Genomic DNA, 13,367 nt, shown 5'->3' on the forward strand with positions numbered 1-13,367 from the left:
GATATCAGAAAGTATAAACTTCGGAGAATCTGCTGCCTGATATCGCAAGAAAAACTACCGCTAAACGCGGTCTGTCTTCTTTGAAAGTACGTCGATAGACGTTTTTCTTACGATTTCACGTCCGGTCAAACGCTCGCTTATGATCCACCTCCTTCAAGAAATGGTGATCGAAATCCCCTCCCAAGCGGGATGGTGTCAGACACCTATGACCCTTTCTTTAAGGGATAGGGGAGGTTTTCTGCTTCATGTCGGGTTTCCACTTCGGTTATGCCCATGACCCGTTTCAGGATGTGATCGATGAATGCTGCCACTTCGGCATTTCCCCGTTGACGGGGGCGCGGGAAAGGGACGGCTCGATCCATCGCAATCCGGCCTTCCTCAATGAGCACCACGCGATCGGCCAAGACGACAGCCTCTTCGACATCGTGCGTAATCAAGACGGTCGTAAATGGCTGCTGCTGCCACAGCGATTCGATTAATTGCTGCATTTCAATACGGGTCAATGCGTCCAATGCTCCTAAAGGTTCATCGAGCAACAATAATTTGGGATGGCTGGCTAATGCTCTTGCTAAGGCGACTCGTTGTTTCTGACCGCCGGAGAGCACGGACGGCCATTCATTGGCCCGGGCACCGAGCCCAACCTGATCTAAAGCGGCTTCCGCTTTATGACGGTCTTCTTTTCGAAGTCCGATCGCTACGTTATCGATGACCTTATTCCAGGGCAAAAGCCTGGCGTCTTGAAACATCATCCGGGTTTCGGCATGCACCTGGTCGACCGGATGGTCATTGATCCATATGCCTCCCGACGTGGCGGGCTCCAATCCGGCGATCACGCGCAATAGCGTGCTTTTCCCGCAGCCGCTTCGCCCGATAATGGCTATGAACTCTCCGGGCTTCACGTCTAACTCAATGCCTCGAAGTACAGGTTGCTCGCCAAAGCTTTTCTGTAATTGGGTTATACGAAGATGTACACCGTGGGTAGAGGATTTCAGGGTCGACACATCCTTTCAGGGTTAGTTGTGATAATTCGGGTTCCATCGTAAGAACCGCCTCTCTAAGAGCTTCGCGATGGAATCGGCCAGCTTTCCAAATAAGGCATACAGCACAATGGTTAGCAGAATGATATCGGTTTGCATGTATTCTCTTGCATTCATGGCCAGAAAGCCGATGCCCGAATTCGTAGCAATCGTTTCGGATACGATCAGGGTCAACCACATGATGCCTAAAGCGTAGCGGAGTCCGACTAAAATGGAAGGCAAGGCGCCAGGCAGAACGATTTTCCAGAAGAGCGAAGCGGTGCGCAGTCCGTATACGCTGCCCATTTCGATCAATCCGTTATCCACGGAGCGGATGCCGTGCAAGGTATTGATGTAGACCGGAAATAACACGCCAACCGCGACCAAGAATATTTTCGACTCTTCGCCAATACCAAACCATAGAACGACTAGGGGAATCATCGCCAGATGAGGAACATTGCGTACCATTTGAATCGTGGTATCCAACAATTTTTCGGCGATGGACGATAAGCCGTTGATAAAGCCCAGTACAAGACCGATCCCCCCGCCGATTAAGAAACCAATGAACGCTCTTTGGAAACTGATGGCGATGTGTTCGATTAACTTTCCAGATAACAGCAAATCCCTGAAAGAAAATAAAACGTCTTGAGGCAGGGGGAGGATTTTCCTCGAAATCACGTCAAGATTGGATAATATAGCCCACACAACGATCAGTAAGATGGGGAGAACCCAAGGCAAACATTTTCCGATGATGGGATTGGACATGAGCTTTCTCATCATTTCAACTCACCTAGCCTTCAAAAATAGGATCAAAAGAAAAAGGCCACAACGCCAGCACAATATCTGCTGAGGCTGTGACCTCCATTTGAATGGTCGGTATCATTTAATGTTTAATAATTCCTATAAGTTTAATATGGATTTGATTATACTTCCCGATTATGGTTTCGTCAACCGGAAATATGCGAGTCTAAAGTCTATGGAAGAGGTTATGTTAAAATATGGCGTAATGTATATTCTCCCATACGGAAAATACGTTCTTAATTGAAGTGATATATAGGAGTGTTTCATATTAACAAAAAAATAGCCCTATTGTATGCTGTTCTTGTTGCTTCCCTCCTAACTTCCTGTTCGCCAAGAAACCCGGAAAAGATACGGACAAATTTGGTGCTTCCGAAAAAGAACGGATACTAAATATAGTCGGACTTGAAGGCTGGAAAAGGGTTTCAGCATCAGACTTATTCAATTCATGATTGTTAGATTGAATAAATTAGATTGTATTCGTTGCGAAGCGTATCAATATTCTCTATAAGAACTCGCAGAAATATTGTTGAACGATATACATCGAGGAGGTTGACCCAACTAAATGAAAGCAAATATCGAAGGAATTCTCCTCGTATTAGGAGAGCATCACAAGGAGGCCCACGGCATTCCGGGGGCGGACATTCAAGCAAAGGAACAAAGCTTGGTTTTCCCGTTGCCGACGGTGCTGCGGGAATATTATAAGATTTTGGGACAATCCCCATATATCACGCAAGGGTGCAATAACCAATATGAACCGCTCCCTCTGCAGGATGTGTTTATTCCTGATGATACATTTTTTACGACAGATAAGGCATTTCTGATCTTCTATCAAGTAGAGGAGTCCGTAATATATTGCGGGATCCGACTTCAGGATTTGGAGCAGGAAGATCCACCGGTCTATTTGTGCGCGTGGAACTCTCCCGACTGGCAGCTGGAAAATCGATCGCTTCAACGTTTTCTCGCTGGCAAGGGACTCGTTCAGTTGGGCGTGGAGGATCGGCTGCCGTATTGGGCCATTTTCGATGAGAGCATGTGGAGCTTGTCCGACTATCGCAGATGCATGCGTCTGGAGGAACCGGAGTTTGAGATGGAGGAAGGGTCAGAGCTGAATGCATGGAAAATCTATCTGAAGGACGATGTGCTGATCGTGTTTGAACTTGACGTATCCGAAGAGGAGACGGATGAACTGTTGGCTGTATACCTGGCGTCCTTTCAGCGAGCGAGCATGGAGAATTTGCTGAACGAGATGAGTAAGGCAACTGACTTACCTTCATTTCGAACGAATCTGTCAGCTCAGTGAGGGATTGAGGGAGCAAGTAAGAGGAGACAAGTAAGAAGTAGCGGATAGAACGAACCTATTTGATGGATAATTTTATGGTATATAAGTGGAGTGAGGGTGCTGCTAACATCCTCACTTCTGACAACACCGCTTTAAAGGCCGGCCTATTTCTTTTTGTTTTGACAAGCTGGGAACCGTATTGGAGTAGAGGTGCCGTCCCGGTTTGGTTTTTGAAACTAAAACGCGAGACCAAAACTTAAAAGTTTTGTCTCGCGTTTTTACGGCTCAGCGAGGCTACAAGACACGTCATATGATTATGTATCTGATACCGTAGACGCTTACAACAGCGCCATCGTAATCTGCTGTGGCATTCAGATCTCAAGTAAGGACCGTACCTGCTCAAGCGGTTCAATCGCGTCGTCGACGCCTTCCTGGGCAGTTACCGTATACGATGATATTATTCTTGTTTTTTCTCGTAGTAATATCCTCTTATTATCAACTGTTTTGTATCTTCGGTCACTTCCTCACCAATATCTCCTCTAACAACTTCCTCTCGTGGAAATTGTTTTGGAAAAGGTGCATAATAAAATTCTCCATGTTCAGTTACTACACTTTCCACCGGTTCTGTTCGAGCTTTTCTATCGTATTCCATTTTCCAATCTGGTAATGCTTCTTTTGGAGGAGTGGTGTCATTAATAGTCGAGTCTACAACTTGCTTAGTATCTATAAGTTCTCTGATTAAAAAAAATGCGCCCATTAGTACAAGACAACATGATGTAATGATTATAAATATTCTTAAACGCTTCTTATTCATGATCATCACCCCTTCTAAGATTTTATTAATTGTTAAAAAACTTAGAAAATACCATCAATATATCCATTTCCAGTAATCCAAAATCGTTCAAATTAGTCACCATTACTTGGTATGTACCAGGAGGTACGTGATGTGCATCTTTTTTATAGTCGAGACAAGGACTTTCAAAGGACCTGTGGCCGTAATATAAAATGGTAATGCAATTTTTGAATTAATCGCACTTCGAGGTTGTATTCCACCATTATTCATGGGATTAACATTACCTCCAAGCCTTCTTTCTTCCCTGATTATGGCTTCATACTCAGCAGCTGAATCAAAAGTATATCCGAGTGTCTCAAGTTTGTCGAAATTATAAACAAACTCATTTCCTAAAATGTATTCCATTCCATTTAATTTACCAACAGCAAATGTTTGATACCTAGCTCCATTGTAGAAAAACTCATTTTCGTTTTGAACATTATAATCTAACCCGATATAAAAATATTTAATTTCTTGATATAACTCCCTATCGATATCATTAAAATAGGGTTGAATTTCATTTATGTCCTTTTTGGATATTTCTTTAATTTCTGCTATTTCAATAGAATCGACCGAAAGAATTCCGGTACGTTTTTTTTGTTGTTCTTCACCTGGGAAATCTGTTAACCGGTTATCAGGAGAATATAAATTAACGTAACTATCCCAATCCTTATTATTAATCGAGTTAACATATTTTTTTATCACTTCTGGTACGGGACTTTTTACAAATTGATCTGAATTTGAGGCATGAATTTCAGAATTGGTGCCTATGATGCCAACAAAAGTAAAAAGAAAAGTTGCTAAGGCCATCACATATAGTTTCTTGAATTGAATCAAGACCAACACTCCTTTTGAGTTGTATATTATTAGGTTTAATGAATATACCATGCTCTTTTCTTAATTTCTCCAATAATGCTTAATAACAACCAAAAGCGACTGGAAGTTACGTGTTTAGATAAAAAAATTTTTAGGATGCTAGAGATCCTTTTGCAGATAGGGGAAGGAAGATCAAACGTTCTATTGACGAAGGGCTATTCTAGTTATCTATTCGTATCATAGAGATGGGTTATTATTATTTTCTCGGAATTTCTCAATTTTTATGTGATGCAAAAATATCTTTAATAGTCATCAGAATATGTTCCTTTGATTTTTATAGCTTTTTTTGTATTCCAAAAATAAGAATGAAAGAAACACGACACCTTTAAGAGTTAGAGTGATACTATTTCTAATGCACATACTGGAGGGAGTTGAGATTAGAGTATATGTGTTCCAATAAAATGATAAGGAGTGGTGATTTTGAAGTATAGGAACAAAATATTTGTTGTCTTTTGCTTTAGTTTTTGTCTGTTTTATTAAATTCTATAGATAAGTCAGACAATAAACAGGAATTAATAGCACAAGATTTAGTCCCGAGTTGAGGACAAGAACTTACATTGCTAGTTGAATTAGAAAAGGACGTGTATCATAGCTGGGTAAGATATATGTCTAATGTTATTCGACCTCATTAAGCTAACAGGCAGGATAGTTTAAGATTATGCGCGGTGAACCGTATCACAAGTAACGGCAAGATTTTTATTCAGCGGATAAAGGAGGCTTTCCCGTGAGCAGGTGCTTCTATTGAAACGTGCCGCTGGGTGTGCTGAGGGTAGTTAATTTGTTTAAAAAGTTAATTTTAAAGGTGTGTCGATTTTGTTGCATGTCGTTCGTCGAATAAATAGAGGCAAAAATAAATGCTTCAATCTTTTGCAAAAGGAGATATGAAAATGAAATTTCTTTGTTTGGGTTACTTGGATGCAGCGGAAATGGATTCTCGCCCCAAAGACGAGATTGAAGCGATCATGCATGAATGTCCGCCTCATCTGGAGAACTTCTACAACAGCGGCCAAGTCATTGTCGATGCCGGTCTTTCCTCCGAAACGAAATGCCTGCGTCGGGCGAACGGCAGGGTGAAAGTTATTGACGGTCCTTTTATCGAAACGAAAGAAATGATCGGCAGCGCTTTTCTGATAGAAGCGCAGGACATGGAGGAAGCAATTCGAATCGCCTCCTTACATCCGACCGTCCAGGTTAGTGCGGGGGAGCAGTTTGGATGGGGGATAGAAATTCGTCCGATTGATTACTTCAAAGGAATAGACTAACCGAATGGTTAGTTCGGTGATTCAATGGAAGGGCCGTCCCGCATAAGGATGGCCCTTAAACTTGCCGTTACAGACAGCGCGGAGAACCGTATCACAAGTAACGGCGATTGGTTGATATTGTCAGGGTTTTGAATGGGGAAAATATATTATAAATTCGTTTGCATCTCGAGAGAGGTGCTTTTTTCGTTTTCAGATCCCTTACGATCTCTTCACCAATTACAGCAAGATTTGAAAAGTAAGGGCAGGCTATATTTGTTAAGTTATATTCGACAAACATAATAAGGAAGGGGCCGTAGCAAAAAAATTCAAAATAACCTCAATGGATGGTTGGAGTCGAAAACCTGTCATGTCGAGAAAAGACTTGGCGATCATGTTATTAATACCTAGAAGTGGAGGAATCATCGTGAATATAGAGCACAATAAAGTGGGAAGTAAATCAATAATAACACCACATGTTCTCAGACGGTGGTCAGGATTTATGGCAGTAATAGCAGGGATACTATATATCGTCGTTCAGTTTATCCACCCGGCAGATGATATTTCTTCTGTGCACACAAACTCTTGGGTAGTGGTTGCATGCCTGACTATGGCTATGTCGCTCTTTAACCTGATCGGAATTACGGGATTCTATATAAGCCAAGCGAAAGAAGCGGGGTGGCTTGGCTTGGTCGGTTTCCTTTTGTTCAATCTGTTCTGGTTAATCTCAATCATTTTTAGTTTCATCGAAGCATTCGTTTTGCCGTTGTTGACAAATGATGCTGAGAAGTTTGTGGAAGGAATGGCTGGGCTCTTTGGAGGAACGGTTAGCGAGGTTCATCTGGGGATCTTCCCAATATTAGCGCCGCTCGCGGGAGTATTGTATATGCTAGGAGGTCTGTTGCTAGGCATCGCCACATTACGTGCCAGAGTCTTCCCTCGCCCAGCAGCAATTCTGCTGGCCTTCGCTTCAGTAGTGACCATTGCTGCTGCAATCATCCCCCATCCGTTTGATCGGGCATTGGCGATACCGATGGGAGTTGCTCTTATATGGATCGGATATATTATTTGGTCGGAACGTAAGTAAGCATCGAATTAGAGATGTCTTCGATTCTTCCCTATTTGAATGAAATAAATAGTTCCTCTGACGGTTTGGCTCCCGGTGCAACTTTAAATTTCCAGATCGTCAGGGAGTTTCTTGATGGGTGCATAGATATGGTAGGTTGAATCCAGATTGTGGACGTCATTAAAAACTTGGATAAGCTCAATATCCGATTGATCAGACTCTTGCTTGGAAATCTTTAAGAATCTTGCATAGTCTGTTTTGAGCACTTCTCCAATATCAAGCAGGTCGCCAAAATAGTTGAACCTCGCACAAAAAATAGTCGGTACGTCAACCGTGAAATAAAAGGGTTCATGAATTTGAATGTCACTTGGGATTCCGAACAGAACTTTGAACCGGGTTGAATTGGGTTGACAGTTTGAATAAATGACAAAACAAGAACCATTTATGTTGTCATCAATATGATTCAACAGCATTTTTGAATGGGAGTGAATCTTCTTCTTGTAATCATCGGTGGCTAGATCTACTTCAAAGGCAATCCCGCTTATTCGGGTCTCTTTGAACTCTGTCAGTGTGAAATCCGTGACGACATCACCATTCATATTTTTAAATGGTCTTTTAACCACAGTAGGTATTGGAGTCGGAGAGATTTTATTGAACCCTGCTCTTAGCGAACTCGGAGCTACGCCGTAATGTTGTTTGAATGCCCGGGTGAATGAGGCTTGCGTACCAAAGGCTAACTGATAAGCAATATCGGTAAGCGATAAGTTGTTGTTATGAATGAGTGATAAAGCGGCATTCAATCTTCTAGATAGGATGTACTGATTTAACGAACAGCCCATCATGGCAGAGAAAAGCCTATGAAAATAATATTTAGACATATTGAAAGTAAGAGCAACGGATGACACGGATAAAGGCTGTTCTAAATTCTCCTCAATATGAATCAATGCTTGTTCTATTATCCTATGATGGTTCATACTAACTCCTTCGTCACGCGCTCTAATTTTTGTGCTAAGTATACCACACGCGTTATACCGCTTAGAAGGCAATTCGCAATCCGCGAATTAGGGGGGGAAATACGAAAAAACGGTCAGAATGACTGACCGATTCTGTCAGGGATAAGGGGTTATAATTGGTTATAAATAAGTCGATGTGTTATGAGCGGTGCTATACATATTGGATTAGGAGGAACGAAAATGGATTGGAATTACTATGATACGTTTATTACCGTTGCCGCAGATTGCCCCGTTGAGACTGGAACGCAGCCGCCAGACAAGAAGGACGGAAAAACCAAGCCGGGCATCGAGTTTGAGTTAATCACGAATCATCCGTATGGCTATACCCAGGAGGAGCTCTTGTACGAAGTGCATATCCGGCACAAAAACATTCCGGAGGCAGAGTTAGCCGAGAGAGGGAACCAGATTCGAGACGAGTTTTATATGAAGCCGCAACCATGCTTGAGAGCATCGATGCTCCCGAAGAAATACGGGTGGGGTATTCATTTCAATGCAAAGGGGCAAATCGCGATCGTTCCGGTGGAATCCCCTGATTATCGGCGCTTCGTGGAAGGAGCCTATGGGAATGTGAAGCTGTTAGCCGCGATGAGAAACAAGAGGAGGTGAGTGCAATCACAGGTTCAGTAAACACATGTTTGATTTGATCAGTGTCCTCCATATACAAAAAACCACCCCCAAAGCCTACGACAAACGCAGTTCACTTTGAGGGCAGCCCCATTTAATCTTACATACAACACCAATTACCTTGCTTACAACCTACTTCGCACTCGGCAGCAATTTATTCAACAAGATCGCTGCAAGCGAAGCAGCCAGAATCGGCGAGCCCAGCAAATACTGCACGAACGTAGGCAGCGTGTATAAGAAATCTTTAGGAATGAGCACTAACGCCAACGTCAAAATCATCGGGATGGCGATGATGTACATTTCTTTTTCCCCGATTTTTACGTTCTTCATGACCTGGATCCCGTTAATCGAGATGATGCCGCAGACGATGGCGAATACGCCGCCGATGACCGCGGTTGGGATCGAGGAGATCAGCGCGGCCAGTTTGCCGGAGCAGCCGAAGAGGACAAACCATCCGCCTACCGCCAGGAAGACCCGACGACTGGCCACACCCGTGATGGAGATGATGCCTGCATTCGTGGAATAGCCGGTAACCGGCGTGGAGCCGAGTCCGGAAGCAATCAGGCAGCTAATCCCTTCACCAATCACCCCACGGTTAATGTTCTTATCGGTTAACGGTTTATCAATGACATTGCTGATGGCAAACCATGTACCCGTCGTTTCTGCCAGCAGGACGAGATAAATAATGATCATGGTGATGATCGCCGAGAAGTCGAACGAGAAGCCAAAATCCTTAAACGGAATCTGCGGCATGCTGAACCACTTGGCGTTTGCGACAGCGCTGAAATCCAGCACACCCATAAAGTTGGCCGAGATACACCCGATAATAAGTGCGACCATTACAGACGTAACGCGGAATATCGCGCCCCTCGTGCGGAACAAAGAACCCAGGATCACGAACAGAATGAGTGCAGCCGCCGAGATCAGGGCCAGCAGCACGTTCTGATTGATGGTTGCGTCCGTGGCGCCGTAGATATTGTCTCGTATGGCAACAGGCAATAAGGACAGACCCACGATAAAGATGATCGTGCCCCCGACAATAGGCGGAATGAAGGAAGTAACGATTTTATTGAAAATTCCCGTATACCCCAAAATAATCACGAGGATCGCGCCAATCAAGCTCGCGCCCAGCACGGAACTCCAACCCATCTCTCCGCCGCCGCTGGCGGCATAAATGGCGACAATCGCGCCGAGCGGAACATAGGAAGGACCCTGCGCCATCGGCAGCTTCATACAGAAATACGTTTGCACGATCGTGGCAAGCCCGGCCGCAATAAACGTGGATTGAATCAATGCGCTGGACTGATTGGGCGCTAAGCCGATTAGCATGGCAATCAGGAAAGGGACGACATAGACGTCCATCGCGACGACATGCTGTAAACCGAGAATGGCGGATTTCCCGAAAGATATTTTGCCGTCGGGCGGAACCGTTAAATGCTGTGATTTTGTTTGCGTGTCATTTAGCTCTTCTGCTTGTGTTTTCACTCCGCTGGACACCTCGAATGTTAGGATGAATTGCTTGTTGAACAACCTCTATTTTTCTTAAAGAGTATGAACCTTTTCCCCTTGCACCCACACCTCGCGGATATGCTCAGGCCGTGCCAGATACATGATTTTCTGAAAAATATCTTGTATGTCTTCAAACTCGTCAAAAATCGGCAGCTTCGCGGATGGAAGTCTTGTATCGATCACCTGCACATCCCACGCGTAGTTTTCTTGAATGCGACCGATCGGCAGGCTCAGACTTTCACCGCCCCCGGCCGTAGCCAGATAAAATGCCTCATGGACCGTAATGCGCGAGTCGGGCACGCCGCGAGCTTCGGCAGGAAGGGAGGTATTCACGCCATCTTCCAACATTCTCGAGGACATTACGGCTTGCCTTATATTATCGAAGAGACTGGGCGAGAAGCCGCCGGATAGATCCGATCCTAAACCAATCTCGACATGTTTGGCATGGAAGCGGGCGACCGGGATGACGCTGTTGGCGAAATAAGCGTTGGATATCGGGCAGTGCGCGATTGCGGTGCCGGTGTCAGCGAACAATTCGGCATCCTGATCATCAAGGAAATTACAATGAGCCATGACCGATTTATCGCGCAGCAGGCCAAAATCATGCAGGGCAAACGCATCGTTTTTCTGGAATCGATCTTTCACATACCCGTGCGCCCAATCGCTTTCGCTGCAATGGGACTGCACATACGTGTCGTATTTGGCTGCCAGCTCGCCTAGTCCCTTCAGCCCCTCATCCGTACAGCTTGGAATGAAGCGTGGGGTGACGACGGGATACACGCCTTGTTTTGTGGTTTTGGCGAGTTCCTGTACAGCGATGATAAATTCCTCCGTATCCGCCAGTGCCGTGGATGTGTCCGCATCGCGGTAGTAATCCGGATTCTGCTCGGGATCGTCCATGACGACCTTTCCGACAAGTCCGCGCTGGCCTTTGCTCGCACAGATTTGGGCTAACAACAAGCTGGCTTCTTTATGCACCGTGGCAAAATAAAGGGCTGTCGTTGTTCCGTTGGCCAGCAGGGTGCTTACCACATCGTCGTAAACCTTTTGCGCAAACTCCAGATCGGAGAATTTCGATTCCAGCGGGAAGGTATAGGTATTCAGCCAATCATAGAGCGGAATATCCAATGCGGTTCCGGACTGAGCCCATTGCGGGGCGTGAACATGTAAGTCGACAAAGCCAGGCAGGAAATACTGTCCTTCCTCTAGTCGGTGAAAGCTGTCCGTGCCTTGATACGCATCCAGCAAGGATTGATAGTCGGCGTCTTCCGGTGCCACGACTCGTTCAATCATGCCGTCCGTATTGACGCAGTAAAGATAGTCTCTCAATACTTGAATTTCTTTGGGAGATTTGCTTGAAAAAGAAGTCCCTTGAAATAATAACATATATTTACTCATGTTTACCGCCTTAATGTTCGTTTTTTGGAGCGCTTTTGTCATTATAGTCCGTTAAAAAAGAGATGTCCATAGTTTAAAGGCGAATAGGTGTGTGAGACAAATCAGATGACTGGCTATGTATAAGGAGCTGTCGTTGTGGACTCATGAGGGGCTAGGTTGAAAATGGAGTCTGATTATTTGATACGTGCTAAAATAGAACCATCATACGCTGTTATTGGAGGTATCTTCATTGAACATTCAACTGGGCCATTTTGAAGTGAATTCCGGACAATTGGTTGTGGCCGATCCTTGTTATGAATTGGATACGAACATTATTATCATGGGCGTGTTGGAAGCCGTAATGAATGGATCGTGGGTAGGAGAAGTAGAGAAGGTGGAGATCCCGGACTGGGGCGAAGCCAACGCCAAGCTGACGGCTTACCATCACTCGGCAGCAGAACAAGGGGCATTCCTGGAGTGGATCAAGTGTCCTTTTGTAGCTGGAGTGGATAGCGGACAGGCGGGGATTTTTGATATTCAAAAGTACCGAATTCCGGATGTGAATTCATCGGATAGCTCGGACACGGATACGGACTGGTATTATGCCTGCTGCGACATCGCCGAGAGCGGGGAAGAAGCAGGTGTCCTGGATGGGGGCGTCGTATCTCGTACCGGCATCGGTGATGGTGCATACGGCGTGTATAAGGCCGTGAATGAGCAGGATCAGGTGGTTGGCGTGAAAATTGTGTTTATTAAGAAGTAGTCGAGCGCTAACGGAAAAATGAATAAGAGCAAGTATAAACAGTCATAGAAGGTAACCCTTTTATGGCTGTTTTATTAGGGATTCACCATGATGCCAACCAAACCTGTCACTATACTAGAGAGAATAGAGGCATACTGGGGCTTCTGTACCATATGAGAGCATGAAGGCTTCGCTTCATCCAACTGGCATACTCCAATGCCTTCAATATGAAGGACTCTGGAACCTTTTCCATATCCTAGAAGATGGATACAATAAGGTCCAATGAAACGTTGGAGAGGATGCAAATGCCTAGAATACTTGTCCCGCCCGAGGTGTTGATTCGGGTATCGGAGGAAGCCGCCAGGGCAGCGGAAGAACTGGAAACGACCAAGAATCGGCTGGACCAGCAGATTACGTATATGATGTCTTCGTGGGAAGGAACGACCCGTTCGCGGTTTTTCGAAGATTTTCAGCGTGCCCATGGCGAAATGAATAAAACAATTGAGCATCTACGAATCATCGGCCAGGAATTGAAGGCCATTGCTTTCCGGTTCATCTCAGCCGATATGCGTGAAGATATCATGATTGCTGCTGCATCGGCAGCGGGCGCTGCGAGCGAGCCCAAAACGTTCTGGGATCATGCGGGGCACTTCTGGCAGGGGCTGCAGACCGGGGCGAAATCCGTAGCAAATTCGGTAAAGGATACGGCTACATCCTTGGTGGAAGACCCGCTTGGCACTGCAAAGGACATGGCCTATAATGCAACTATCGGGACGGCGGAAGAGATCATCGACACGGCGGTTTGGGGAGGCAAAATGATTTTTGATGCCGATACCAGGGAAAAATTTGCCGCAGACATCGAGGATTCGGGCGGCGCGTCTAATTATATGGGGCAGCAGGCGGCCATGATCCTGGCCGGCTTGGCCACACGCCGGATCGGCGTGAAGACTCACCCGCACCTGAAGCATGACTCGGGTGGGGATGGGGGAAAGGT

13 protein-coding genes are annotated in these 13,367 nt (G+C 45.3%); 6 read left to right on the forward strand and 7 right to left on the reverse strand.

All coding sequences use genetic code 11. The annotated features are described in order from the left end of the window. Nucleotides 1–203: 203 nt before the first annotated feature. A complete protein-coding gene (locus RB298_RS04185; protein WP_375120826.1) occupies nucleotides 204–1,001 on the reverse strand; it encodes an ATP-binding cassette domain-containing protein in 798 nt (265 codons plus the stop codon). Between the two features lie 12 nt (nucleotides 1,002–1,013). After that, nucleotides 1,014–1,793 (reverse strand): aliphatic sulfonate ABC transporter permease SsuC, encoded by a 780-nt coding sequence (ssuC, locus tag RB298_RS04190; protein WP_375120924.1) that lies wholly within the window; start codon nucleotides 1,791–1,793, stop codon nucleotides 1,014–1,016. A 586-nt stretch (nucleotides 1,794–2,379) separates the two neighbouring features. On the opposite strand from ssuC, the gene RB298_RS04195 reads away from it, so the two are divergent. Continuing rightward, the gene (locus tag RB298_RS04195; RefSeq protein ID WP_486045934.1) at nucleotides 2,380–3,117 is read left to right on the forward strand and encodes an SMI1/KNR4 family protein; all 738 of its coding nucleotides are present in this window, start codon (nucleotides 2,380–2,382) and stop codon (nucleotides 3,115–3,117) included. Between the two features lie 436 nt (nucleotides 3,118–3,553). On the opposite strand, the gene RB298_RS04200 is transcribed toward RB298_RS04195, so the two are convergent. Both RB298_RS04200 and RB298_RS04205 read right to left on the reverse strand, forming a co-directional pair. Further along, complete coding sequence (locus RB298_RS04200) at nucleotides 3,554–3,910, reverse strand: hypothetical protein (protein ID WP_277748057.1); 357 nt, start codon at nucleotides 3,908–3,910, stop codon at nucleotides 3,554–3,556. A 102-nt stretch (nucleotides 3,911–4,012) separates the two neighbouring features. Next, entirely contained in the window at nucleotides 4,013–4,765 is a 753-nt protein-coding gene (locus RB298_RS04205) for a hypothetical protein (RefSeq protein WP_486045936.1), read from the reverse strand. Between the two features lie 926 nt (nucleotides 4,766–5,691). Here RB298_RS04205 and RB298_RS04210 point away from each other — a divergent pair. Then, nucleotides 5,692–6,066, forward strand: a complete 375-nt coding sequence (locus RB298_RS04210; RefSeq protein ID WP_096775050.1) for a YciI family protein — start codon at nucleotides 5,692–5,694, stop codon at nucleotides 6,064–6,066. A gap of 346 nt (nucleotides 6,067–6,412) precedes the next feature. After that, nucleotides 6,413–7,129, forward strand: a complete 717-nt coding sequence (locus RB298_RS04215) for a hypothetical protein (protein ID WP_486045938.1) — start codon at nucleotides 6,413–6,415, stop codon at nucleotides 7,127–7,129. 83 nt (nucleotides 7,130–7,212) lie between these two features. Here RB298_RS04215 and RB298_RS04220 read toward each other — a convergent pair whose 3' ends face one another. Continuing rightward, nucleotides 7,213–8,082 carry a helix-turn-helix transcriptional regulator gene (locus RB298_RS04220; RefSeq protein ID WP_452517635.1) on the reverse strand — a complete coding sequence of 290 codons (870 nt, stop codon included), beginning with the start codon at nucleotides 8,080–8,082 and terminating at the stop codon, nucleotides 7,213–7,215. 219 nt (nucleotides 8,083–8,301) lie between these two features. Here RB298_RS04220 and RB298_RS04225 point away from each other — a divergent pair, with 219 nt between their 5' ends. Continuing rightward, nucleotides 8,302–8,727, forward strand: a complete 426-nt coding sequence (locus RB298_RS04225; protein ID WP_486045941.1) for a DUF6157 family protein — start codon at nucleotides 8,302–8,304, stop codon at nucleotides 8,725–8,727. Between the two features lie 150 nt (nucleotides 8,728–8,877). Here the strand turns inward: RB298_RS04225 and RB298_RS04230 are convergent, their stop codons facing one another. Then, a complete protein-coding gene (locus RB298_RS04230; protein ID WP_012819212.1) occupies nucleotides 8,878–10,230 on the reverse strand; it encodes a uracil-xanthine permease family protein in 1,353 nt (450 codons plus the stop codon). A gap of 57 nt (nucleotides 10,231–10,287) precedes the next feature. Continuing rightward, entirely contained in the window at nucleotides 10,288–11,652 is a 1,365-nt protein-coding gene (guaD, locus tag RB298_RS04235; RefSeq protein ID WP_486045943.1) for a guanine deaminase, read from the reverse strand. Nucleotides 11,653–11,881: 229 nt separating this feature from the next. Here guaD and RB298_RS04240 point away from each other — a divergent pair, with 229 nt between their 5' ends. Together RB298_RS04240 and RB298_RS04245 are read left to right on the forward strand one after the other, a co-directional pair. Then, complete coding sequence (locus tag RB298_RS04240) at nucleotides 11,882–12,394, forward strand: DUF4241 domain-containing protein (protein WP_486045945.1); 513 nt, start codon at nucleotides 11,882–11,884, stop codon at nucleotides 12,392–12,394. A 284-nt stretch (nucleotides 12,395–12,678) separates the two neighbouring features. Further along, on the forward strand, nucleotides 12,679–13,367 hold a 689-nt coding region (locus RB298_RS04245; RefSeq protein WP_486045947.1), incomplete at its 3' end, for a WXG100 family type VII secretion target.

The organism is Priestia sp. BR_2 (assembly GCF_041954005.1).
Taxonomy (GTDB): Bacteria; Bacillota; Bacilli; order Paenibacillales; family Paenibacillaceae; genus Paenibacillus_AQ; species Paenibacillus_AQ lautus_A.